The organism is Falsiroseomonas sp. (genome assembly GCF_051860665.1).
Classification (GTDB): domain Bacteria; phylum Pseudomonadota; class Alphaproteobacteria; order Acetobacterales; family Acetobacteraceae; genus Falsiroseomonas.
The window spans coordinates 52268-74290 of sequence record NZ_JBHYDM010000002.1; the positions used below are offsets into that span (position 1 = coordinate 52268).

Sequence of the window (22023 nt, forward strand, 5' to 3'; positions counted from 1 at the left end):
ATGCCCTTCGACCCCGCCGCGCATCGCATGCTGGCCGAGCAGCGCTGGTTCGAGGATTTCCGCCTCGGCGAGCGTTTCCCGCTGCCCAGCCGCACCATGACCAGCGGCATCTTCGCCGCCTTCCAGGCCGCCAGCGGCGACAACCACCCGATCCACTACGACCAGGAGCATTGCCGCGCCCGCGGCCTGCCCGGGATGCTGGCGCATGGCTTCCAGGTGGCGATCCAGACCGCCGCCGGGGCGGGCATCTTCCCGCACCTGGTCGAGCATTCGCTCAAGGCTTTTCTCGAACAGTCCAGTCGCTTCCTGGCGCCCGTCTTCCTCGGCGACACGGTCTATCCCTGCCTGGAGGTCGATGAGCTGGCGCCCAACCGCAGCACCGGCGTGGTGGGGCTGCGCAGCACCGTGCACAACCAGCGCGGGGTGCTGGTGATGGAGGGCCGCCACCGCTACCTGATCCGCAAGCGGCCGGTCAGCTCCCCAGCGCCTTCTGCAGCAGGGTCGTGAGCGGCACCCGCGCGATGGCGGTGCCGGCCAGGGCCGGGACGACATAGGGGTGGCCCAGGCGCTCCAGCTCCTGAGCGGTCCGCGGATGGATCGGGCGGGCCATTCTGGCGTCTCCTCCTGAACCCGTCCGGAACGCCCTGCGCGACCCCCCCGGGGTTCAGGGCCGTTCCGCCTTCATCCGCCGGGTTTCGGCGCCGCCATCAGCCGCTCGATCCGCTGCGTCGCCGCATGCGCCGGATGGGCACGGCGCAGCACCGCCAGATGCGCCTCCGCCGCCGTGCGGTTGCCCTCCCGCAGCGCCGCTTCCGCCAGGTGCTGCTGCGCCAGCGGATGGTCCGGCACGGCGCGCAGCGCGGCGCGGAAGGCGTTCCGGGCGGGGCCCTGTTCGCCCAGACGTTCATGCAGCCGCCCGGCCAGCACATGCTGGTCCGCCTCCCGCTGCGCAGCGCGGCCGAGCTGGTCCTCCAGCAGGTCCATCGCCGCCTCCAGCGCCGCGCCGCGGTCGATCGGCGGCGGGCCAGGGGGGGGTCCCTGCGAGGGGTCGACGGCGGCGGGCTCGAGCGGCGCGAAGAGACTTGGGCGGTCCGGAAACCAGCGGCGGCGCACCGCCTCGTTCACCTCGGCGTAGCGGGCCAGGAAGGCGGCGGCCTCCGCCGGATGCGGCTTCCAGCCGCGGCCGGGCAGGGCGTCGGAGAGCGCGGCCATGAAGCGGCGCCAGGGCAGGGAGGCGGCGCTCAGCCCCTCCGGCCGCGCCTTCATCCGTTCCCCCATGCTGCGGGCCAGGTCGATGGCGGCGGGCGTGAGGGAGAGGTTGCTCTGGCGGTCCGGGTGATCCGCCGGCACCGCGAGCGGCACGCCGCAGAGGTCGAGGAAATCGTCCACCGCATCGCCATGCACCATCTCGGCGCGTTCGAAGATGCGGATCATCATGGCATCCGCGCCGAAGACCGCGGCCCAGTCGTCCAGCAGCTTCGCATAATCGTATTGCGGCAGCCGGTCCGGCCCCAGCTTCGGCAATTCGGGCGGGCGGATGCCGGCGACGCGCAGGCCCTGGGTATAGCCGCTGGCCGCGTGCTGGTCCTGCCGGCGCAGATAGATGGCGATGCGGATGCGGCTGGCATGCGGCGCCAGCAGGTCGCGCAGCCGCGCGATCTCCGCCTGGTTGCCCAGCAGCCCGCCGCATTGCTCCGCCGAGAGGATCACCAGCCGCGTGCCGGCGGGCAGCGCCGCCATCTCGGCGGCGAATTCCCGCCGGAACTGCGCCAGCCGCGCCTCCGCCCCGATTCCGTCCCAGAGCGCCGGGTTGAAATGGCCGAGGCGCGACAGCGGCACCAGGGAGGCCGGCAGCATGCCGTGATTGGCCCAGCCGGGGCTCAGCGGATAGCAGATGCCGAGCTGCTCCAGCGCCTTCCGCTGCCCGCCCAGCACCCGCTGGATGGAGGAGGTGCCGGTCTTCGACTGGCCGATATGGACGATGAATTCGGGTTTCGCGGCGGTCACAGCGTCTTCTTGAACCAGATGCGGGCATGGCCGGCGGGCATGCCCTCCAGCCGGCCGAATTCCGTGTAGCCGTTGCGCAGCCAGAAATCCGGCGCCTGGAAGCTGAAGGTATCGGTATAGGCCTGGGCGCAGCCGCGCTCCCGCGCAATGGCCTCGGCGCGGAGCAGCAGTTCGGAGCCCACGCCCTTGCCGCGCAGGTCGCGCGACAGCCAGAGCCAATCCACGAAAAGCCAGCCCCAGAAGGTGAGGCCCAAAAGCCCGCCGCGGGCGGTGCCGTCCGGGGCGCGGGCCAGCAGGGTCACCGGCTCCCGGTCATAGGGGCCGCCCATTTCCTGGTTGAAGGCATGCAGGCCGCGCTGGATGGCGGCTACGGCATCCAGCTCAGGGAAGGTGTCCTCGGAGATTTCCACGCCCGCATCGGGGCTCATGCCGCGCGGCGCTTCGGGCTTCGCCGCGGATGTCTTTGGCCGCTTCGTCCCGCCCCCTGCCGCCTTGGCCATGCGCCGCCGTCTCCGTTTCCATCAGTTGCGGCGCGGCAAGTGGCCACATCGCGGTGCGGCTGAAAAGCCCCGCCTAGCCGCGGCGATGCGCCATCAGGGCTTCCGCCAGCGCCCGCATCTCCGCCGCCGCCACCGACCGGGGCGCCGATTCGGTCACGCCCAGCCCCAGGGAAAACGCCTGGGCGATGCCGGTGCGGTTGCCGATCGCAGGCTCGAGCAGGGTCAGGTCCCGCCGGCCAAGCTCGGCCAGCACCTGCGCCAGCAACCGGCCGCTGGCCGGCGCCCGGTTCAGCGCGATGGCGGCCGGCCGCTTTTCGCCGCGCGCGAGTTCCAGGGTGGCATCCATGGCCCAGAGATCGGCGGAGGAGGGCTGCAGTGGCACCAGCACCAGGTCGGCGCTGCGGATGGCGATGCGCGCATCCGTATCGGCATGCGGCGGCGTGTCCAGCAGCACCACATCCTGTCCGCGCCGCAGCTTGTCCAGCGCGGCGGGCAGGCGCCAGCCGGCGGGCGCCTCCAGATGCAGGGGCAGCGCGCGGGGCCCGGCCTTGGCACGCTCCGCGCCCCAGCGCGTCAGCGTCTGCTGCGGGTCGGTGTCCAGCAGCGCCACCCGGTGCCCCTGCCCGGCGAGGGCGGTGGCGAGATTGGCGCTCAGGGTGGACTTGCCGGCCCCACCCTTGCGCTGGGCCACGGCGATGACGAAGGCCATGCGGGCGACTCCACGACCTGATTCGCGGAGAGCCTAGCAAAGCCCGGGCCGCCGGTCGCCCTCGGCGGCCGGTGGTGGAGGCATCCGGCCAGGCGCCGGGGCGGTGCGGCACCGGGCTGTTGCCGAAGTCCGTCACGCTGCCGGGCGCCCGGCACCGCCGGGGCGGGCAGGGTCTGGTGACCAGCCGGCGGGGCGGGGCGCGGCGGCTGGTTGGGCGGCGTGCCGACGCCGAAGGGCGGCGCCCCGGGCCGCGGCCGTCCCGGGTTCTTTGCGGGATCGGGCCGGCCTAGGCTCGCGGCCATGGACATGCCGCACGAATTGCTGACCCCGGCCGAGATGGCCCAGGCCGATGCCGCCGCCATTGCCGGGGGCGTGCCGGGCCTGGCGCTGATGCAGGCCGCCGGCAGGGCGGTGGCGCGGGCCATCCGGCGCCGCTTCCGCCCGGTCCGCACCCTGGTGCTGGCCGGGCCCGGCAATAATGGCGGCGACGGCTATGTGGTGGCGCGGCTGCTGGAGCAGGCCGGCTGGCCGGTGGCCCTCGCCGCCCTGGGGCCGCCGGTGCCGGGGAGCGATGCCGCCGCCATGGCCGCCGCCTGGCGGGGCCTGGTGCTGCCCTTCTCGGAAGACGAGGTGGCGCGCGCCGGGCTGGTGGTGGACGCGGTCTTCGGCGCCGGCCTGTCCCGCCCGGTGGAGGGGCATGTCGCGCAGGTGCTGGCCGCGGTGCGCGCGCCGCTGGTGGCCGTGGATGTCCCCTCCGGCCTCGATGGCGCGAGCGGCACGGTGCGGGGCTTCGCCCCCCAGGCGGCGCTGACCGTCACCTTCTTCCGCCTGAAGCCCGCCCATCTCCTGTATCCCGGCCGCGCGCTGTGCGGGGAGGTGGTGCTGGCCGATATCGGCCTGCCGGCCGCGGTGCTGCCCGCCATCGCCCCACGCGCCTTCCGCAACGGTCCGGCGCTGTGGCGCCTGCCGGTGCCGCAGGCGACGGGGCATAAATACGCGCGCGGCCATGTCGCCGTGGTGGCGGGGGCGGGCATGACCGGCGCGGCGCGGCTGGCTGCCGAAGGCGCGCGGCGCGCCGGCGCCGGGCTGCTCACCACCTGGGCCCCGGATGACGCGACCGCCGCCGTGCTGCGCGCCGGCGCGCCGGGCGTCATGGTCGCCACCGGCCCGATCGAGGCGCTGCGCGCGGAGGCGCGGATCGGCGTCTGGGTGATCGGCCCGGGCCTGCCGCCGGATGCCGCGACGCGGGGCCTGGTGCGCGAAACGGTGGCGGCCGGGCGGCTGGTGGTGGCCGATGCCGGCGCGCTGCGCGCCGCCACCGGCGACCCGGCGGCGCTGGCCGGCTGCGCCGTGCTGACGCCGCATGCCGGCGAATTCGCCGCCGTCTTCGGCCCGCCCGGCGCGGACCGCCTGGCGGCGGTGCGCGACGCCGCGCGGGCCACCGGCGCCGTGGTGGTGCTGAAGGGGCCGGACAGCCTGATCGCCGCGCCCGATGGCAGGGTCGCCATCAATGCCAATGCGCCGCCCTGGCTCGCCACCGGCGGCACCGGCGACGTGCTGGCCGGCATCGTCGCCGGCCTGCTGGCCCAGGGCCTGCCGCGCTTCGAGGCCGCCGCCTGTGCCTGCCACCTGCATGGCGCGGCCGCCCAGCGGGCCGGGGCGGGGTTGCTGGCGGAGGACTTGCCCGGCCTCATTCCCGCCACGATGTCAGGGATGGCGCTCGACCGGGGCCGGGTCCTCGGGCATGATCCCTGAAATATGCCGAAAGGTTCCGTGATGTCGGATGTGGCTGCCCCGCCCGGATTGATCGACCGCGCGCTGCGGCGCGTGACATCGCTCTGGCGCGACATCGCCTCCTCCGCCCCGGCGGATGAGGAGGGGCTGGCCGCGCAGATGCGCGCCTGCCTGGATGCCAAGGGGGGCGAGGTTTCCGCCCGTTCCCGCGCCGCCCGCCTGGCGCAGAGCTACCTGGCCGGGGACCATTCGGCGCGCGGCGAATTCCTGCGCGTGCTGGCCGGCTTCGATTCCGATGCCCAGGCGGTGGCCCGCGCCTGGGACGCCGTGGCGACGGCCGGGGATGCCGAGGCCCGCGCCACCGCCAAGGCCCGCCTGCGCCGGGTGCTGGAGCCGCCGCGCCTGCGGCTGATGACGCAATTCACCACCCTGCCGGATGGCGTGAAGTTCCTGGTCCAGCTGCGCGCCGACCTGCTGGCGCGGATGCAGGGCGATGCCATGCTGCAGGCGCTGGAGGCCGATCTGCGCAGCCTGCTGGCCAGCTGGTTCGACGTCGGCTTCCTGGAACTGCGGCGGATCGACTGGTCCTCGCCGGCCGAGCTTCTGGAGAAGCTGGTGGGCTATGAGGCGGTGCACCGCATCCGCACCTGGCGCGACCTGAAGAACCGGCTGGACTCCGACCGCCGCTGCTACGCCTTCTTCCACCCCCGCATGCCGGACGAGCCGCTGATCTTCGTCGAGGTCGCGCTGGTGCAGGGCATGGCCGCCAATGTGCAGGGCCTGCTGGACGAGAAGGCGCCGCTGCTGGATGCGCGCGCGGCGGATACCGCCATCTTCTATTCCATCAACAACTGCCAGCGCGGGCTGGATGGAATCTCCTTCGGCAATTTCCTCATCAAGCGGGTGGTGGAACTGCTGAGCGCCGAATTCGGCAACCTCGACTGCTTCGCCACCCTCTCCCCCATCCCCGGCTTCCGCAAATGGCTGGAGGAGAAGCTGGAGGCCGGCGACACCACGCTGCTGACGGAGGAGGAGGCGCAGGTGCTGCGCGCCGCCGCGCCGCCCGACCCCGCCATCGCCGCCCCCGGCGCCGATGCCGCCAAGGCGGTGGCGGAGACCGCGCCGCAGACGCTGCGCCGCCTGATCGCGCGCCGCGGCTGGGCGCGGGTGGAGGCGACGGCCAAGGCGCTGGAGCCCATCCTGCTGCGCGCCTGCGCCCGCTACCTGCTGGCGGAATCGGGCCGCGGCGGCAAGCGCGCGCGCGACCCGGTGGCGCACTTTCATCTGTCCAACGGCGCCAGGGTCGAGCGGCTGAACTGGCGCGGCGACATCTCCGAGAAAGGTTTTCGGGAGTCCTGCGGGCTGATGGTGAACTACCGCTACGATCCGGCGAAGATCGAGGACTACCACGAGGAGTATGCAGGCGAAGGCAGGCGCGCAGCCTCCGCCGCCATCCGCAAGCTGGCCAAGGGATACATCTGAAGTCCCGGCCGGCTTGAGCCATCCCGCCGCGGCTGCGAGGATCGCGGCGGAAACGTCGGATGGATGCCTTGCAGGGAACAGCTGCGCGCGGCGTGCTGGGCGTGCCGGATTTCCGGCGCATCCTGCTGGTCGGATTGCTCGTCTCCATCGCCCGCTGGCTGGAGATGCTGGTGATCGGGGTGGTGGTCTGGCAGCAGACGCAATCCGCCTTCCTGGTCGCCATGATGACGCTGCTGCGGCTGCTGCCGATGGGGCTCTTCGGCGCCTTCCTGGGCGTCGCGGCGGATCGCGTGCAGCGGCGCTCCGCGCTGCTGCTGATGCTGACCGTGCAGGGCCTGGTGGCCCTGGTGCTGGCGGCGCTGGCGCTGGCCGGCGTGCTGGCGGTCTGGCATCTCGGCCTCGCCAGCTTCATCGCCGGCATCGTCTGGGCGGCGGACAATCCCGTGCGGCGGATGATGCTGGGGGAGGTGGTGGGCGCCAGCCGCATGGCGCGCGCCGTCTCGCTGGATGTCGTCTGCAACAATGCCAGCCGCATCGCAGGCCCCGCGGTGGGCGGCACCATCCTGGCCGCGGCCGGCCTGGGGCCCGCCTTCCTGCTCTGCGCCGCGCTCTATGGGCTGGCGGTGCTGGCGGCGCTGCGGCTGGCGCATCGCAGCAAGGTGGAGCCGCGCGCCGCCAGCGTGTTGCGCGACATGCGCGAAAGCTTCGGCCTGGTGCTGCGCACGCCGGGCATGGCGGGCGTGATGATCGTGACCCTGATCTTCAACCTTTTCGCCTGGCCGGTCTCCTCCATGATTCCGGTGATCGGGCAGGAACAGCTGCGCCTCGGCCCGGATGGCGTCGGCCTGCTGGCGGGGATGGACGGGCTGGGGGCGCTGCTCGGGGCGGCGCTGCTGGTGCCGCTGGTGCGGCCGGCCTGGTATCGCGCCATCTATGTCGGCGGCACGGCCATGTATTGCGGCATGTTCGCGGTCTTCGCGGCGATCACCTCCGCCGTGCCGGCGGCGCTGGCGCTGCTGCTGGTGGGGGTGGGCAGCGCCGCCTTCGCGGCCATGCAGGCGACGTTGGTGTACACCACCGCGCCACCCGAGATGCGCTCCCGCGCGCTCGGCGTGCTGTCGGCCTGCATCGGGCTGGGGCTGATCGGCTTCCTGCACCTCGGCGCCATGGCGCATTGGCTGGGCGCGCCCACCGCCACCATGGTGATAGGGCTGGAGGGCATCTGCGCGCTGGTGCTGACCCGGCGCTGGTGGCGCAGGCCGCGTGAGGACTGACACCGTCCGAAATACCGGGGCAGGGGCGCCCGCCGGCGGCCATCATTTTCTTGGCCCCGGCTGCCGGCCGAAGCCGGTCCATGTCGAGGGTTATTGAATTCACGCAAAAACAAAGAAGCAGGACATTGTTGGGCTCGTGTCACGCAAAGGTGACGGCACGACGCCGATAGTGTTAGGATACTCCGTGACGGAAGAGTAACAACTGTCATCATCTTGATGACGCATGGCCTGGGCCGGTGCAGGGCGGCCGGCGATCGGCCGATCCTGGCAGGGCGCCGGCCCGTTCCGGCACAATTGTCAGGATCACATGACAAAGGTTCCGGCGCGCTTCCCCATCGTTGGAATTGGCGCCTCCGCCGGCGGCGTCGAGGCGCTGCGGTCCCTGTTCCGCACCATCCGGCAGCCCATGCGGATGTCCTTCATCGTGGTGACACACCTTGCCCCCGGCCATCTCAGCGCGCTGCCCGCCATCCTCCGCGATTGCACCGACCTGCCGATCGTGGTGGCCGAGGACGGGCTGCAGCTGCAATCCGGCCACGCCTATGTGCTGCAGCAGAACGCCGTCATCACGCTGCGGGCCGGCCGCATCCTGCTGCGGCCGCAGCCGATGGAGCGCGGCCGCGAACGCCATCCGATCGACGTCTTCCTCGCCTCCCTGGCGGAGGACCAGCAGGATTGCGCCATCGGCATCATCCTCTCCGGCAGCGGCAGCGACGGCACGCTGGGGCTGAAGGCGATCAAGGCCGCGGGCGGCCTGACCATGGCGCAGGGCAGCAACGGCACCACGCCGCAATTCGGCGACATGCCGCACAGCGCCATCGCCGCCGGCGTGGTGGACCTGGTGGTGCCCTCCGAGCAGATCGCCGCGCGGCTGGCCGAGCTTTCCGCCACCTTCGCCGAGCCGGCCTATGAGCGGCTGAGCCACGAAGCCACCACGGCCGCGCATGCCGTCATCGCGGAGATCCTGCAGGCGGCGGTGGGGCACGATTTCGCCGGTTACAAGGACCGCACCTTCTTCCGCCGCGTGCAGCGCCGCATCCATGTGCTGCGGCTGCCGGGGCTGGAGGCCTATACCGCCCGCCTGCGCGTGGATGCCGAGGAGGCGCGGTGCCTGTTCCATGACCTGCTGATCGGCGTCACCAGCTTCTTCCGCGACCCCGATGCCTTCGCCGCCCTGGCCGAGCGGGTCATCCCCCGGCTGTTCACCGGGCGCGGGCCGGAGGAGGTGGTGCGCATCTGGGTGCCCGGCTGCGCCACGGGCGAGGAAGCCTATTCCCTGGCGATCCTGCTGCGGGAATGGATGGAGGCGCATCCCGGCGGCGCCAGGGCGCAGATCTTCGCCACCGATATCGACGAGGCGGCGCTCGCCGTCGCGCGCCGCGGCCGCTACCCGGGCCCGCTGCTGGAAGGCATCGCGCCGGAGCGGCTGGCGCGGCACTTCACCGTGGATGCGGCGAGCTTCGCCGTGGCCCGGCCGCTGCGCGACCTCTGCGTCTTCTCGCCGCACAGCCTGATCAACGATCCGCCCTTCTCCCGCATCGACCTCATCTCCTGCCGCAACCTGATGATCTATCTGGGTGCGGAGCTGCAGGACCAGGTGGTGCCGCTGTTCCATTATGCGCTGCGGCCGGGCGGCTTCCTGTTCCTCGGCATCGCCGAGACCATCCTGCGCCATGCGCAGCTGTTCAGCGCCGAGGACAAGGCGCACCGCATCTATCGCCGGCGCGACGACGTGGCCGTGGACGGTCCGGCGGCGCGGCTGCTGGCCGCGCCGCGCGGGCCGGCGCGCATCTGGCCCTCCCGCGCCCTGCTGCGCCCGCCGGCCGTGCCGCGCGGGACGGAGCTGCGCCAGGCGGTGGAGGCGCTGGTGCTGGACCGCTTCTCACCGGCCCATGTGGTGGTGAACCGTGATGGCGACGTGCTGCACCAGTCGGCGCATCTCGGCCGCTACCTGGAACCTGCCAGCGGCAGGCCGACCCGCCAGCTGGTGGCGATGGCGCGCCCCGGCCTGCGCTTCACCCTGCGCGCCGCCCTGCGGGAGGCGATGGAGAAGCAGGCCACAGTGGTGCGCCCGCTGGTCGAGATCGAGGAAGGCGCGCGCCGCACCAGCATCGCGCTGACCATCACGCCCATGGAGCGGCGGGAGGCGGCGGAGCGGCACTACCTGGTCGTCTTCGCCGATATCGCCGATGCCAAACCCTCCGCCACGCCGCCGGACGAGGCGGGCCAGGGCCATGTGCTGCTGCTGGAGCGCGAACTGCGCGACACGCGGGAGAAGCTGCAGGCGATCACCGAGGAATACGAGACCGCGACCGAGGAGCTGACCTCCGCCAACGAGGAGATGGTCTCGGTGAATGAGGAGCTGCAATCCACCAACGAGGAGCTCGAGACCTCGAAGGAGGAGCTGCAATCGGTGAACGAGGAGCTGCGCGCGGCGAATTCCGAGCTCTCGGGCAAGATCGACGAGCTGGACCGCGCCAATGCCGATCTGCACAACCTGTTCGACAGCACGCAGATCGCGACCCTGTTCCTCGACCGCCACATGGTGATCCGCAGCTTCACCCCGGCCGTGACCAGCATCTTCAACCTGGTGCCCGGTGACCGCGGCCGTCCGGTGACCGATTTCACCGGCCACCTGGATGCGGTGGACCTGCGGCGGGAGGTGCGCCGCGTGCTGGATGAGCGCACCGCCGTGGAACGCCGCGTGACGGCGCGCGATGGCGAGGTGCACTACCTGATGCGCCTGCTGCCCTATCGCACGGCGGAAGGCGAGGTGGATGGCGTGGTGCTGACCTTCTTCGACGTCACCAAGGTGGTGGAGGGCGAGATCCTCGGCACGCTGGTGGATGAGCTGAACCACCGCGTCCGCAACATGCTCCAGGTGGTGCAGGCGGTCTCCACCAGCACCATGCGCCATGCCGCCTCGCTGGAGGATTTCTCGGCCGCCTTCGGCGGGCGCATCAAGGCCCTGGCGCGGGCGCATGAGCTGGTGGGGGAACAGGGCTGGACCGCCGTGGACCTGGAGGCGCTGGTGGCGAAGGAGATCGCGCCGCATAGCGACCGCACCGGCCGCGTCAGCTTCGGCGGCGGCGCCGTGCCGCTGCGGCCCAAGGTGGCGCTGACGCTGGGCATGGTGCTGCATGAGCTCGCCACCAATGCCAGCAGGCATGGCGCGCTCTCCGTTCCCTTCGGGCAGCTGCGGATCGGCTGGCGGATCGAGGGGCAGGGCCCGGCGGCCCGGCTGCAACTGACCTGGACGGAGCGCGGCGGCCCGCCGCCGACGGAGCCGCTGCCGCCCGACCAACGGAACCACCGGCGCGGCTTTGGCACGGAACTGATCAACCGGCTGCTGAAGCACGACCTGGCGGGCCGGATGACGCAGCGCCAGGCGGAGGGCGAGCGCGTGACCACGCTCGATGTGCCGCTGCAGGGGCCGCCGCCGCGGATGCCGGAGGCGGAAGCCATGCCGACCCTGCCGCAGGTCACCCACTGACGCCCGGCGGGGCCGAAGGCGACGGCCGGCTCAGGCGAGCGCGAAGCGGACGGTGATGCGGGACCCCGGGCCGCCGGCGAATTCCACCAGCCCGCCGATGGTCTGCGCCATGGCCTGCACGATCCGCCCGCCGAGGCCGGTGCCGGCCGGCCGCTCCGCCCCCGCGCCGCCGATGCCGTCATCCTCCACCCGCAGCACGCCGCCGCCATTCTCCATGGCCAGCGTCACCCGGATCGGCCCGCCCTGCGGCGCATCCGGATAGGCGTATTTCAGCGCATTGGTCACCAGCTCGGAGAGGATGACGCCGAGCGAGACGGCGCGGTCCGGCGGCACTTCCAGCGGCGCGCCGGTGAAGTCGATGCGCGCCGTCTCCACGCTGCGGCCGATCTCGGCCAGCAGGCCGCCCAGATAGTCGCTGAGCGCGACGGAGCGCACATCGGCCGAGGTATAGAGCCGGCGATGCACCTGGGCCACGGCGGCGATGCGGTGGCGTACGGCGGCCAGCGCGGCGCGCGCGGCCGGGTCCGCCACCGCGCCTTCCTGCAGCCGGGTCAGGCTGGCGATGATCTGGAGGCTGTTGGCGACGCGGTGGTTCACTTCCTGCAGCAGCAGGGCGCGGCTGGCGGCCAGTTCCTCGGCGCGGTCGCGCGCCTCCCGCACCGCGGCTTCCGCATCCGCCTGCTTGCGGCGCATCGCGGCGCGGTCCACCGCGCCCTCGATCGCCCGCTGCAGCAGCAGGAGAAAGCTCTCGCCCGGGGTCTTCACCACGAAATCCTCGGCGCCCGCCCGCAGCGCCGCGACGGCGACGCGGGTCTCGTCCGCGCCGGTCACGAAGATCACCGGCGCCGGGTCGGGCAGGGCATGCAGCGCGGCCAGGGTTTCGAGCCCATCCGCGCCCGGCATGTAGTGGTCGAGGCAGATCGCGGCGAACTGGCCCTCCCGCGCCATCCGCAGCCCCGCATCGCCGTCATTCGCCGTCACCACCTCCCGCCCCAGCCGCGCCAGGGCGCGCTGCACCAGGCGGCAAAGCGCCTGGTCGTCGTCGATATAGAGGATGCGGGAGGCGCGGTCGGTCATGGGGCTGTCGGCGGCACCTGGATGACGGCGAGGAAGAGGCCCAGCTGGCGGACGGCCTGGGCGAAGGTCTCGTAGTTCACCGGCTTGGTGATATAGACGCTGCAGCCGAGTTCATAGCAGCGGCGGATCTCCCGGTCGTCATCCGTGGTGGTCAGCACGATGACGGGGGCGAGGCGCAGCTCGGGATCCGCCTTCAGCCGGGCCAGGATATCGATGCCGCTCATATCCGGCAGGTTGAGGTCGAGCAGCACCAGCACCGGCGCGCCGCCCTGGCGATGCGGGCCGAACAGGTGGTCCACCGCGGCGGTGCCCGAGTTCAGGTGCAGCACCTCGTTGTAGACGCCGGCCCGCTTCAGGTTCTTCTCGATCAGCCGGGCATGGCCGTCATCGTCCTCGATCATGACGATGGTGACGGCCTGGGCGGAGACGTTCATGCGGGCTGTTCCTCGGGCTGGGATGCGCCGTTCGGATTCGACGCCGGGTCGGGCGCCGGCAGGGCATCCGGCAGCAGCAGGGTGAAGACGGAACCTTCGCCGAGGCGGGAGGCGAGGCGGATATCGCCGCCCATGCGGCGGGCGAGGGCGCGGGTATGGGCCAGGCCGATGCCCTCGCCCTTCTGGTCCTGCGGGCCGGAGCGGCGGAACAGCTCGAAGACCCGCGCATGGTCCCGCGTGGCGATGCCGCGGCCATTGTCGACCACGTCGATCGCATGCAGCCCCGCCTCCCGCCGCGCCCGCACCAGGATGCGGCCGGGCCGCCCGGGCTGCAGGTACTTGGTGGCATTGTCGAGCAGATTGCCCAGGATCTGCTCCAGCGCCAGCCGATCCGTCTGCAGCGTGGGGAAGGGCGCCTGCAGGCGCAGTTCGGCGCCGGCATGGTCCAGCTGGTGCTGCAGCGATCCGGCAATGCCCTCCAGCAGCCCCTCCAGCGGCACCGGCTCCGGCGTCAGCCGCCGGCGACCCTCGCGCGACAGGGCCAGGATGGCGCCGATCAGCCGGTCCATGCGGTTGGTCGAGGAGCGGATGAAGCCGATCGCCTCCGGAATGTCTTCCTGCACCGCATCGCGCAGCGCCTGGGTCACCAGCTGCGGTGCCTCGGCCTCCGCCCGCTGCACCGTCTCCCGCACCGTGCCGATGGCGGTCTCCAGCTCCTGGGTGAAGCCCATCACATTGACCAGCGGCGCCCGCAGGTCGTGCGAGACGATATAGGCGAAGCGCTGGATCTCCTCGTTCGCCGCTATCAGCGAACCCGTGCGCTCGTTCACGCGCTGTTCCAGGCTGGCATTGGCGCGCTGCAGCGCGTCCTGCGCCGCCTCCAGGTCCCGCGTATAGCTGCGCGCGATGCGCAGCGTGCCCAGGCTGACCAGCGCGATCAGCAGCAGCCCGACGATGGCCGAGGTGGTCAGCAGCCCGCCCGTGCGCTTGAGATAGGCGCTGCGCCGTTCCTGCCGCGCCAGTGTGCGCTCCTCCACCCCCGCGAGCAGGCTGCGCACCTCGTCCATCAGCACCTTGCCGCGGCCTTCGCGCACCAGCGCCAGGGCGCCGGCCATGTCACCGGCCTCGGCCCGCCGCACGCTCTCGCGCAGCTCGGCCATCTTGGCCTCGACCCGCTCCCGCAGCTCCACCTGCGGCGCCACCCAGCCGCCATCGGCCGTCACCTGCCCGGCCAGGTCGCGCAGCGCCTCGTCGTAGCGGGTCTCGGCATCGGTGAAGGGGGCCAGGTAGCCGCGATCTCCGGTCAGCAGGAAGCCGCGCTGGCCGGTCTCCGCATCCTGCAGCACGCTCAAGAGCTCGGAGGCCGCGACGCGGATCTGCTGCGTGGCCACCACGGCGGCGGCATAGCTGCGGGTTTCCTGCACCAGCCAGACGAAACCGACGCCGAGCGCCAGAAGGATCGCAAAGCCGAGGGCGGTGAGCGCCAGCGTGATTCGGCCGAAAGCGGCCTGAGTCCAGGTCATGGATCCGTTTCGGTTTCATTGCAGGAGGCGACCAGAGGCCGCCACATCGCCGGGGGACGGGTCCCGGCACAAGAGCGCGGCCGCAACCGATCCGCTACCGGTCTTCACATGGGCGTGACAGCAGCCGGGTGTTCCGCGCCACGGAACGGGCGGCGGCCGCACGGCGCCGAGGCTGGCCTGCCACGCGTATCCGGAAAGCTTCGCACCCGCCGCCGCCGCCCCTATGCTGCCCGCGGAAACGGATGCCGAGGAACAGCAGCATGACGGTGGAACGGCCGATCCGCGCGGAGGCGTCGCCCGCCGACCGCCTGCGCCTGCTGCATGCGCTGGAGCGCAAGCTGCTCTGGCTCTCGGCCTGGATGATCCACCACGCCAACCATATCCGCCCCAATCGCGACGGGCTGAAGGTGGGCGGGCACCAGGCCTCCTGCGCCTCCTCCGTCTCCATCCTGGCGGCGCTGTATTTCGAGATCCTGCGGCCGCAGGACCGGGTGGCGGTGAAGCCGCATGCGGGGCCGGTCTTCCATGCCATCAACTACCTGCTGGGCCGGCAGGACCGCGACAAGCTGGCGACGCTGCGCCAGTTCGGCGGCATCCAGCCCTATCCCAGCCGGGTGAAGGACGGGGCGGAGGTGGATTTCTCCACCGGCTCAGTCGGCCTCGGCGTGGCGCTGACGAGTTTCGGCAGCCTGGTGCAGGACTACGTGCGCCTGCACGGGCTTGCGCGGCCGGAGATCGCGCCGGGGCGGCATGTGGCGATCGTCGGCGATGCCGAGCTGGACGAAGGCAATATCTACGAGGCCCTGCTGGAGGGCTGGAAGCACGATGTCCGCAATGTCTGGTGGGTGGTGGACTACAACCGCCAGTCGCTCGACAGCGTGGTGCCGGACCGTCTCTTCGGCCGCATCGAGGGCCTGTTCCGCGACATGGGCTGGAACGTCGTCACCCTGAAATACGGCCGCAAGCTGGAAGCCGCCTTCGCGCGGGAGGAGGGCGAGGCGCTGCGCCGCTGGATCGACGACTGCCCGAACAGCCTCTACGCCGCGCTCACCTTCCAGGGGGGGGCGGCCTTCCGCCGCGCCATCCTGGCCGAGCTCGGCCGGATCGAGGGGGTGCGCGCCATCATCGACCCGCTGGACGATGACGAGCTGGCGGCGCTGATGACCAATCTCGGCGGCCATGACATCGAGACGCTGACCGAGGCCTTCCGGGCCGCGGATGCCGAGGGCGACCAGCCGACCTGCTTCATCGCCTATACCATCAAGGGCATGGGCCTGCCCTTCGCGGGGCACAAGGACAACCATGCGGGGCTGATGACGAAGGAGCAGATGGCGGTCTTCCGGGACGCCATGGGCATCCGCGACGGCCATGAATGGGACCGCTTCGAGGGGTTGGACCTGCCGGAGGCGGAGCTTCAGGCCTTCCTGGACCATGTCCCCTTCGCCAAGCCCCTGGCGCCGGAAGGACGGCAGCTGCGGTCCGAGACCATCCCGGTGCCGGCCACCCTGCCGGCGCCGCGCATTCCGCCGGGGCGGATGATGTCCACCCAGGCCGCCTTCGGCGAGATCCTGGCCGAGATCGGACGCGGCCAGGGGGAGAATGCGGCACTCGCCGAGCGCATCGTCACCACCAGCCCGGATGTCACCGTCTCCACCAATCTCGGCCCCTGGGTGAACCGGCGGGGGATCTTCGACCGCCATCTGAAGAACGACGTTTTCCGGGATGCCAAGCTGGCCTCGGCGCAGCGCTGGGGGATGGGGCCGGAGGGGCAGCATATCGAGCTCGGCATCGCCGAGCAGAACCTCTTTCTTCTGTTGGGCGCGCTGGGTCTGTCCCATTCGCTCTATGGCGCGCGGCTGCTGCCGGTGGGGACGGTCTATGATCCCTTCGTCAACCGTGGGCTCGATGCGCTGATCTATGGCTGCTACCAGGATGCACGGTTTCTTCTGGTTTCAACGCCTTCGGGCCTGACCCTCGCCCCGGAAGGCGGCCAGCACCAGTCGGTGAACACGCCGCTGATCGGCATCGCCCAGGACCGTCTGGTGGCCTATGAACCCGCCTATGCAGATGAGCTCGCCATCCTGATGCGCTTCGCCTTCGACCATATGCAGAAGCCGGACGGCAGCGCCGTCTGGCTGCGCCTGTCCACCCGCGCCCTGGCGCAGCCGGAACGGCGGCTGGACCCGGCCGGCGTCATCGCCGGCGGCTATTGGCTGGTGCCGCCGGGGCCGGGCGCGAAACTCGCCATCGCCTATCAGGGCCCCATCGCGCCGGAGGTGCGGGAGGCCTTCGATGCGGTGCGGGAGGATGTGCCCGATGCCGGGCTTCTGGCGGTGACCAGCCCGGACCGGCTGCAGGCCGGCTGGCTGGAGGCGCGGCGTGGCGCGCGGCAGGGCAGGGCGGCCGCGCCCTCGGCCATCGAGGCACTGCTGGCGCCGCTGGACCGCGACGCGGCCCTGGTCACCATCCTGGACGGCCATCCGGCGGCGCATGCCTGGCTCGGCGCGGTGCGCGGCCAGCGCGTGGTGCCGCTGGGCGTCGACCGATTCGGCCAGGCCGGCGACCTGCCGGACCTCTATGCCGCCTATGGGCTGGACGCCGCCGCCATCCTGGATGCCTGCGCCGCCGCGGTGCTCGGCCGATGAGCCTGACCAGGCCGCCCCGCCCGCCGCGGGCGCGTCCCGCCGCGCCGATGGCGACGCCGGAGGATGTCCGCGCCGCCTATCGCATGATCCTGGGCCGGGAGCCGGAGAGCGAGGCGGTGGTGCTGCGCCACCTGGCGACCCAGCCGACGCGCGCCGATCTGCGCAAGCGCTTCGTGAAATCCGAGGAATTCGGCCGCTTCCTGAAGCAGATCGAGGCGCCGCGCCCTGCCGCCGCCGCCCTGCCGCTGGCGCCGGACGCGGTGCCGGTGGAGTTGCACGCGGACGGCCCGCGCATGGCCGCGATGCTGGAGCGCGTCGGCCATCACTGGGCCCGGCTGGGGCAGGAGGCGCCGCATTGGTCGGTCTTGGCCGAGGACCGCTTCCGGCCGGAGCGGATCGACCAGAATCGCAAGGCCTTCTATGCGACGGGCGCCGAGGAGCTGGAGCTGGTGCGCCGCCTGCTGGCGCGGCACGGGATCGACCCCGCCAGCCTGCCGCGCTGCCTGGACTATGGCTGCGGCGTGGGGCGCGCCACCCTGGCATTCGCGGGCCTGTTCCCGACGGTGACCGGTTGCGACATCTCCCAGCCGCATCTGGACCTGGCCCAGCGCGAGGCGGAGCAGCAGGGAATCGGCAATATCCGCTGGCACGCCAGCACCATGCTGGGGCCGATGCCCAGCGGGCAGTGGGATCTCTGGTTCAGCCGCAACGTGCTGCAGCACAATCCGCCGCCGGTCATCGGGCATCTGCTGCGCCTGGCCTTCGCCGGATTGGCGCCGGGCGGGGTGGCCATCTTCCAGCTGCCGACCCACCGCATGGACTATGCCTTCGCCATCGATGACCACCTGGCCCGCGGCGGCGGGCAGGGGACGGAGCAGCACATGCTGCCGCAGCGCGAGGTCTTCGCCCTGGCCGCCGCGGCGGGGCTGGAGGTACTGGACGTGCGGGAGGAGGCGCAGGGCGGCCTCCCGGGGCCGAAGCTGGCGCTGTCCAATATCTTCGTGCTGCGCCGGCCGGGCTTGGCGCAGGCCGCGCAGGCAGGATAGGTAGCCCCGAGCGCGGGCGTGGTGGAACGGTAGACACGCTGGTTTTAGGTACCAGTGGCGCAAGCCATGGGGGTTCGAGTCCCTCCGCCCGCATTTTCGGGGCCCGCCGGCCGCCCTTGGCCTGGCATCAACCCGGTTTCAGCCCATTGCCCATTGCCCCCGGCGCCCTTGGGCGGTAACGGGGCGGGCCTCAAAGCGTCTTGCGCCCGTCATGGGCGCCTCTATGCATAAAGAAGGTCCGAAATGCAGGTCACCGAGCTTCCCGCCGAGGGGCTGAAAAGGGCGTTCCAGGTCGTCGTTCCGGCCGCGACCCTGGCCGAGAAGCGCGACAAGCGCCTGAAGGAACTGGGCGCCGACCTGCGCCTGCCCGGCTTCCGCCCCGGCAAGGTGCCGACCGCCGTGGTCAAGCAGCGCTATGGCCAGGCGGTGGCCGGCGAGGTGCTGGAGCAGTCGGTGGACGACGCGACGCGCCAGGTGATCGCCGATCGCGGCCTGCGGCCGGCCATGCAGCCGAAGATCGAGCTGGTGAACTACAGCGAGGGCGCCGATCTCGAATACAAGATCGACCTCGAGCTGCTGCCCGAGATCCCGATGCCGGACTTCGCCTCCATCGCGCTGGACCGGCAGAAGGCGACGCCGGGCGATGCGGAGATCGACGCCTTCCTGACCACCATCGCCGGACGCCTGGCGGAGCTGGACGAGGTGGCCGAGCCGCGCCCGGCCGCCAAGGGCGAGATGCTGGTGGTGGATTTCGAGGGCCGCACCAGGAACGAGGACGGCAGCCTGTCCGAGCCCTTCCCGGGCGGCACCGCGACCGACACCCCCATCGAGGTGGCCGGCGAGGGCTTCATCCCCGGCTTCACCGAGCAGCTGGAGGGCATGACGCCGGGCGAGAAGAAGGAGATCAACGTCTCCTTCCCCGCCGAATACGGCTCCGCCGCCCTGGCCGGCAAGGATGCGGTCTTCGCCATCCATGCCAAGGCGCTGAAGGTGAAGAAGCTGCCGGCGATGGACGACGACTTCGCCAAGAAGCTCGGCCTGGACGATATCGCCGCGCTGCGCGCCAAGGTGGCGGAGAACCTGCAGGGCGAATATGACGGCCTGGCCCGGATGAAGGTGAAGCGCGCCCTGCTGGATGCGCTGGCCGAGAAGGCCGTGTTCGAGGTGCCGCCCGGCATGGTGGAGGGCGAGTTCGCCCAGATCTGGCAGCGGGTCGAGCAGGACCTGAAGGCCGGCAAGCTGGACGCCGACGACCAGGGCAAGGACGAGGAGACGCTGAAGGCGGATTACCGCGCCATTGCCGAGCGCCGCATCCGCCTCGGCCTGCTGCTGTCCGAGATCGGCCGCACCAACAGTATCCAGGTGACGAACGAGGAGCTGAGCGCCGCGATGCGGCAGGAGGCCTCCCGCTATCCGGGCCAGGAGAAGCAGGTGCTGGAGTATTTCCGCAAGAATCCGCAGACCATCGAGAACCTGCGCGCGCCGATCTTCGAGGAGAAGGTGGTCGATTTCGTGCTGGAACTGGCCAAGGTGACCGACCACCAGGTCGAGCCCACGGCGCTGACCGCCCAGGACGAAGCCGCGGCCTGACGATGCCGGCCCGGGACCGCCGGGCCGAACTGTTCCGCGGGGCGGCGCCTTCCAGGCCCGCCCCGTTCTTGTTTCCCGGCCAGGTGGGGCACTTGCCTTCGGCGGCCCGGCACCCCAGTTCCGCCCGCCGGGTTGGACGCTGCGGCAGGGGGGGCTTTGCGGGCCGCCCGGCTTTCCCCATCTTAAAGGGAATGGCAGAGATTCGGTGTCAGGCTGGGGCCAGGCGCCTCCGCCAGGGGATTGCGCCCAGGCCGGCGACGGACGGGCATGAAAGGGACCACCATGCGTGACCGCGATCCGGTCGAGATCTACAACAACCTCGTCCCCATGGTCGTCGAGCAGACGGCACGGGGCGAGCGTGCCTATGACATCTATTCGCGCCTTTTGAAGGAGCGGATCATCTTCCTGACCGGGCCGATCTTCGACCAGGTGGCGTCGCTGATCTGCGCCCAGCTGCTGTTCCTGGAGAGCGAGAACCCGAACAAGGAGATCGCCTTCTACATCAACAGCCCGGGCGGCGTGGTGACGGCCGGCCTCGCGATGTACGACACCATGCAGTATATCCGCAGCCCGGTTTCCACCGTCTGCGTCGGCATGGCGGCCTCGGCCGGCAGCCTGCTGCTGACCGCCGGCGCCAAGGGCAAGCGCTTCGCCCTGCCGAACAGCCAGGTGATGATCCACCAGCCCTCCGGCGGCGCCCAGGGCCAGGCGTCCGACATCGCCATCCAGGCGCGGGAGATCCTGAAGACGCGGGAGCGTCTGAACCGGATCTATGTGCACCATACCGGCCAGTCGCTCGAGGAGATCGAGGCCAAGATGGAGCGCGACACCTATATGACCGCCGAGGAGGCCCGGGATTTCGGGCTGATCGACCAGGTCGTGGAACAGCGCCCGGTGCCGCCCGCCGATACGGTGAAGATCTGAGGTCCCCCCTCGGGCCCGGAGGGCGCGGCACCCTGCCGCCCCGCCACCCGAAGGGTTGCACTTTCCCCCGCGGCGATGCGGGGCTAAACTCCTTCGTTTCCCGCCCCCCGGCCGGGGGGCAGGTATCCCGGTCCGTCAGCCTGCGAGGCGGCCGCGGCTTGAGGCTTTCGGAGCGCGCATGAGCAAGTCCGGCGACTCGAAGAACACCCTGTATTGCTCGTTCTGCGGCAAGTCGCAGCACGAGGTCCGGAAGCTGATCGCCGGGCCCACCGTGTTCATCTGCGATGAATGCGTCGAGCTTTGCATGGATATCATCCGCGAGGAGCATAAGACGCACCTCGTGAAGTCCCGCGATGGCGTGCCCACGCCGCGCGAGATCTGCAAGGTGCTGGATGACTACGTCATCGGCCAGGACCACGCCAAGAAGGTCCTCTCCGTCGCGGTGCACAACCACTACAAGCGCCTGGCGCATGGGGCGAAGGCCGGCGAGGTCGAGATCGCCAAGTCCAATATCATGCTGATCGGCCCCACCGGGTCGGGCAAGACGCTGCTGGCGCAGACCCTGGCCCGCATCCTCGACGTGCCCTTCACCATGGCGGATGCCACCACCCTCACCGAGGCCGGCTATGTCGGCGAGGATGTGGAGAACATCATCCTCAAGCTGCTGCAGGCCGCAGACTACAATGTGGAGCGGGCGCAGCGCGGCATCGTCTATATCGACGAGGTCGACAAGATTTCCCGCAAGTCCGACAACCCCAGCATCACGCGGGACGTCTCGGGCGAGGGCGTGCAGCAGGCGCTGCTGAAGATCATGGAGGGCACGGTCGCCTCCGTCCCGCCGCAGGGCGGCCGGAAGCATCCGCAGCAGGAATTCCTGCAGGTGGACACGACCAACATCCTGTTCATCTGCGGCGGCGCCTTCGCGGGGCTGGAGAAGATCATCGGCGCCCGCGGCAAGGGTTCGGGCATCGGCTTCGGCTCCGAGGTCCGCGCGCCGGATGAGCGGCGCACGGGTGCGATCCTCAAGGAGGTCGAGCCCGAGGACCTGCTGAAGTTCGGCCTGATCCCTGAGTTCATCGGCCGCCTTCCGGTCGTCGCGACGCTTGAGGACCTGGATGAGAAGGCGCTCATCGAGATCCTGACCAAGCCGAAGAATGCCTTGGTCAAACAGTATCAGCGGCTGTTCGAGATGGAGGGGGCAAAGCTCACCTTCACCGAGGATGCGATGAAGTCGGTCGCGACGCGGGCCATCCAGCGCCGCACCGGGGCGCGCGGCCTGCGCTCCATCATGGAGTCGATCCTGCTCGGCACCATGTTCGACCTGCCTGGCCTTGAGGATATCGAGGAGGTGGTGGTGAACCGCGAGGTGGCGGAGGGCCGTGCGAGCCCGCTGTTCATCTACGGTGAACGCCCCGCGGAGCAATCTGCGGGGTGAGACTGCGGATGGCTTCCCTGGCACGAGGACCCCGGAAGGGGGCGCGCCTTGTGGTGGTGGGGAAGGGGGGCCATCTGTTCTGACAATCCCGTGGCGCCGGGAGCCGTGCCGAAAACCAGGCGCCCATGTGGGCCGCCTGGGGGCGGCCTC

The 22023-nt window shown here is 71.2% G+C and carries 17 protein-coding genes and 1 tRNA gene; 11 read left to right on the top strand and 7 right to left on the bottom strand.

Features of this window, described 5'->3' with window-relative positions; translation table 11 throughout:
- Nucleotides 1-507, top strand: coding sequence for a MaoC family dehydratase (locus ACTIF1_RS02060; RefSeq protein ID WP_439594710.1), 507 nt, complete (start codon nucleotides 1-3; stop codon nucleotides 505-507).
- On the opposite strand, the gene ACTIF1_RS02065 is transcribed toward ACTIF1_RS02060, so the two are convergent.
- The 4 genes from ACTIF1_RS02065 to parA all read right to left on the bottom strand — a co-directional run bounded on the left by ACTIF1_RS02065 (nucleotide 473) and on the right by parA (nucleotide 3216).
- The gene (locus ACTIF1_RS02065) at nucleotides 473-610 is read right to left on the bottom strand and encodes a hypothetical protein (protein ID WP_439594711.1); all 138 of its coding nucleotides are present in this window, start codon (nucleotides 608-610) and stop codon (nucleotides 473-475) included. The two genes, ACTIF1_RS02060 and ACTIF1_RS02065, sit on opposite strands and share 35 nt — an antisense overlap.
- Before the next feature lie 71 nt (nucleotides 611-681).
- The gene (locus ACTIF1_RS02070) at nucleotides 682-2007 is read right to left on the bottom strand and encodes a tetratricopeptide repeat protein (protein WP_439594712.1); all 1326 of its coding nucleotides are present in this window, start codon (nucleotides 2005-2007) and stop codon (nucleotides 682-684) included.
- Nucleotides 2004-2435, bottom strand: coding sequence for a GNAT family N-acetyltransferase (locus ACTIF1_RS02075; protein ID WP_439594713.1), 432 nt, complete (start codon nucleotides 2433-2435; stop codon nucleotides 2004-2006). The genes ACTIF1_RS02070 and ACTIF1_RS02075 overlap by 4 nt, the downstream gene beginning before the upstream one ends.
- A 145-nt stretch (nucleotides 2436-2580) precedes the next feature.
- Complete coding sequence (gene parA, locus ACTIF1_RS02080) at nucleotides 2581-3216, bottom strand: ParA family partition ATPase (RefSeq protein WP_439594714.1); 636 nt, start codon at nucleotides 3214-3216, stop codon at nucleotides 2581-2583.
- A 300-nt stretch (nucleotides 3217-3516) separates the two neighbouring features.
- Here parA and ACTIF1_RS02085 point away from each other — a divergent pair, with 300 nt between their 5' ends.
- From ACTIF1_RS02085 to ACTIF1_RS02100, 4 genes are all read left to right on the top strand, one after another.
- A complete protein-coding gene (locus ACTIF1_RS02085; RefSeq protein WP_439594715.1) occupies nucleotides 3517-4971 on the top strand; it encodes an NAD(P)H-hydrate dehydratase in 1455 nt (484 codons plus the stop codon).
- A 21-nt stretch (nucleotides 4972-4992) separates the two neighbouring features.
- A complete protein-coding gene (locus ACTIF1_RS02090) occupies nucleotides 4993-6432 on the top strand; it encodes a malonyl-CoA decarboxylase (RefSeq protein ID WP_439594716.1) in 1440 nt (479 codons plus the stop codon).
- A 68-nt stretch (nucleotides 6433-6500) separates the two neighbouring features.
- Nucleotides 6501-7706 carry an MFS transporter gene (locus ACTIF1_RS02095; protein ID WP_439594717.1) on the top strand — a complete coding sequence of 402 codons (1206 nt, stop codon included), beginning with the start codon at nucleotides 6501-6503 and terminating at the stop codon, nucleotides 7704-7706.
- A 307-nt stretch (nucleotides 7707-8013) separates the two neighbouring features.
- Entirely contained in the window at nucleotides 8014-11199 is a 3186-nt protein-coding gene (locus tag ACTIF1_RS02100) for a chemotaxis protein CheB (RefSeq protein WP_439594718.1), read from the top strand.
- 30 nt (nucleotides 11200-11229) lie between these two features.
- Here the strand turns inward: ACTIF1_RS02100 and ACTIF1_RS02105 are convergent, their stop codons facing one another.
- The 3 genes from ACTIF1_RS02105 to ACTIF1_RS02115 are packed head-to-tail and all read right to left on the bottom strand — an operon-like array spanning nucleotide 11230 to nucleotide 14233.
- Nucleotides 11230-12276 carry a sensor histidine kinase gene (locus ACTIF1_RS02105; RefSeq protein ID WP_439594719.1) on the bottom strand — a complete coding sequence of 349 codons (1047 nt, stop codon included), beginning with the start codon at nucleotides 12274-12276 and terminating at the stop codon, nucleotides 11230-11232.
- Nucleotides 12273-12710 (bottom strand): response regulator, encoded by a 438-nt coding sequence (locus ACTIF1_RS02110; protein WP_439594720.1) that lies wholly within the window; start codon nucleotides 12708-12710, stop codon nucleotides 12273-12275. The genes ACTIF1_RS02105 and ACTIF1_RS02110 overlap by 4 nt, the downstream gene beginning before the upstream one ends.
- A complete protein-coding gene (locus ACTIF1_RS02115; protein WP_439594721.1) occupies nucleotides 12707-14233 on the bottom strand; it encodes a sensor histidine kinase in 1527 nt (508 codons plus the stop codon). Before ACTIF1_RS02115 ends, ACTIF1_RS02110 begins: the two co-directional genes overlap by 4 nt.
- 260 nt (nucleotides 14234-14493) lie before the next feature.
- Here ACTIF1_RS02115 and ACTIF1_RS02120 point away from each other — a divergent pair, with 260 nt between their 5' ends.
- From ACTIF1_RS02120 to clpX, 6 genes are all read left to right on the top strand, one after another.
- Nucleotides 14494-16878 (top strand): 1-deoxy-D-xylulose-5-phosphate synthase N-terminal domain-containing protein, encoded by a 2385-nt coding sequence (locus ACTIF1_RS02120; protein ID WP_439594722.1) that lies wholly within the window; start codon nucleotides 14494-14496, stop codon nucleotides 16876-16878.
- Complete coding sequence (locus tag ACTIF1_RS02125; RefSeq protein WP_439594723.1) at nucleotides 16875-17924, top strand: class I SAM-dependent methyltransferase; 1050 nt, start codon at nucleotides 16875-16877, stop codon at nucleotides 17922-17924. The genes ACTIF1_RS02120 and ACTIF1_RS02125 overlap by 4 nt, the downstream gene beginning before the upstream one ends.
- A 12-nt stretch (nucleotides 17925-17936) precedes the next feature.
- A tRNA-Leu gene (locus ACTIF1_RS02130) sits at nucleotides 17937-18017 on the top strand.
- 150 nt (nucleotides 18018-18167) lie between these two features.
- Nucleotides 18168-19514: a trigger factor gene (tig, locus tag ACTIF1_RS02135; protein ID WP_439594724.1), complete on the top strand. Its 1347-nt coding sequence runs from the start codon at nucleotides 18168-18170 to the stop codon at nucleotides 19512-19514.
- Nucleotides 19515-19796: 282 nt separating this feature from the next.
- Nucleotides 19797-20438: an ATP-dependent Clp endopeptidase proteolytic subunit ClpP gene (gene clpP, locus ACTIF1_RS02140; RefSeq protein ID WP_439594725.1), complete on the top strand. Its 642-nt coding sequence runs from the start codon at nucleotides 19797-19799 to the stop codon at nucleotides 20436-20438.
- A 178-nt stretch (nucleotides 20439-20616) separates the two neighbouring features.
- Complete coding sequence (gene clpX / locus ACTIF1_RS02145; protein ID WP_439594726.1) at nucleotides 20617-21873, top strand: ATP-dependent Clp protease ATP-binding subunit ClpX; 1257 nt, start codon at nucleotides 20617-20619, stop codon at nucleotides 21871-21873.
- Nucleotides 21874-22023: the final 150 nt, after the last annotated feature.

Coding starts and splice junctions, on each gene's coding strand:
- ACTIF1_RS02060 (WP_439594710.1), top strand. CDS start 1: ATGCCCTTCGACCCCGCCGCGCATCGCATGCTGGCCGAGCAGCGCTGG.
- ACTIF1_RS02065 (WP_439594711.1), bottom strand. CDS start 610: ATGGCCCGCCCGATCCATCCGCGGACCGCTCAGGAGCTGGAGCGCCTG.
- ACTIF1_RS02075 (WP_439594713.1), bottom strand. CDS start 2,435: ATGAGCCCCGATGCGGGCGTGGAAATCTCCGAGGACACCTTCCCTGAG.
- parA (WP_439594714.1), bottom strand. CDS start 3,216: ATGGCCTTCGTCATCGCCGTGGCCCAGCGCAAGGGTGGGGCCGGCAAG.
- ACTIF1_RS02085 (WP_439594715.1), top strand. CDS start 3,517: ATGGACATGCCGCACGAATTGCTGACCCCGGCCGAGATGGCCCAGGCC.
- ACTIF1_RS02090 (WP_439594716.1), top strand. CDS start 4,993: ATGTCGGATGTGGCTGCCCCGCCCGGATTGATCGACCGCGCGCTGCGG.
- ACTIF1_RS02100 (WP_439594718.1), top strand. CDS start 8,014: ATGACAAAGGTTCCGGCGCGCTTCCCCATCGTTGGAATTGGCGCCTCC.
- ACTIF1_RS02105 (WP_439594719.1), bottom strand. CDS start 12,276: ATGACCGACCGCGCCTCCCGCATCCTCTATATCGACGACGACCAGGCG.
- ACTIF1_RS02110 (WP_439594720.1), bottom strand. CDS start 12,710: ATGAACGTCTCCGCCCAGGCCGTCACCATCGTCATGATCGAGGACGAT.
- ACTIF1_RS02115 (WP_439594721.1), bottom strand. CDS start 14,233: ATGACCTGGACTCAGGCCGCTTTCGGCCGAATCACGCTGGCGCTCACC.
- ACTIF1_RS02120 (WP_439594722.1), top strand. CDS start 14,494: ATGACGGTGGAACGGCCGATCCGCGCGGAGGCGTCGCCCGCCGACCGC.
- ACTIF1_RS02125 (WP_439594723.1), top strand. CDS start 16,875: ATGAGCCTGACCAGGCCGCCCCGCCCGCCGCGGGCGCGTCCCGCCGCG.
- tig (WP_439594724.1), top strand. CDS start 18,168: ATGCAGGTCACCGAGCTTCCCGCCGAGGGGCTGAAAAGGGCGTTCCAG.
- clpP (WP_439594725.1), top strand. CDS start 19,797: ATGCGTGACCGCGATCCGGTCGAGATCTACAACAACCTCGTCCCCATG.
- clpX (WP_439594726.1), top strand. CDS start 20,617: ATGAGCAAGTCCGGCGACTCGAAGAACACCCTGTATTGCTCGTTCTGC.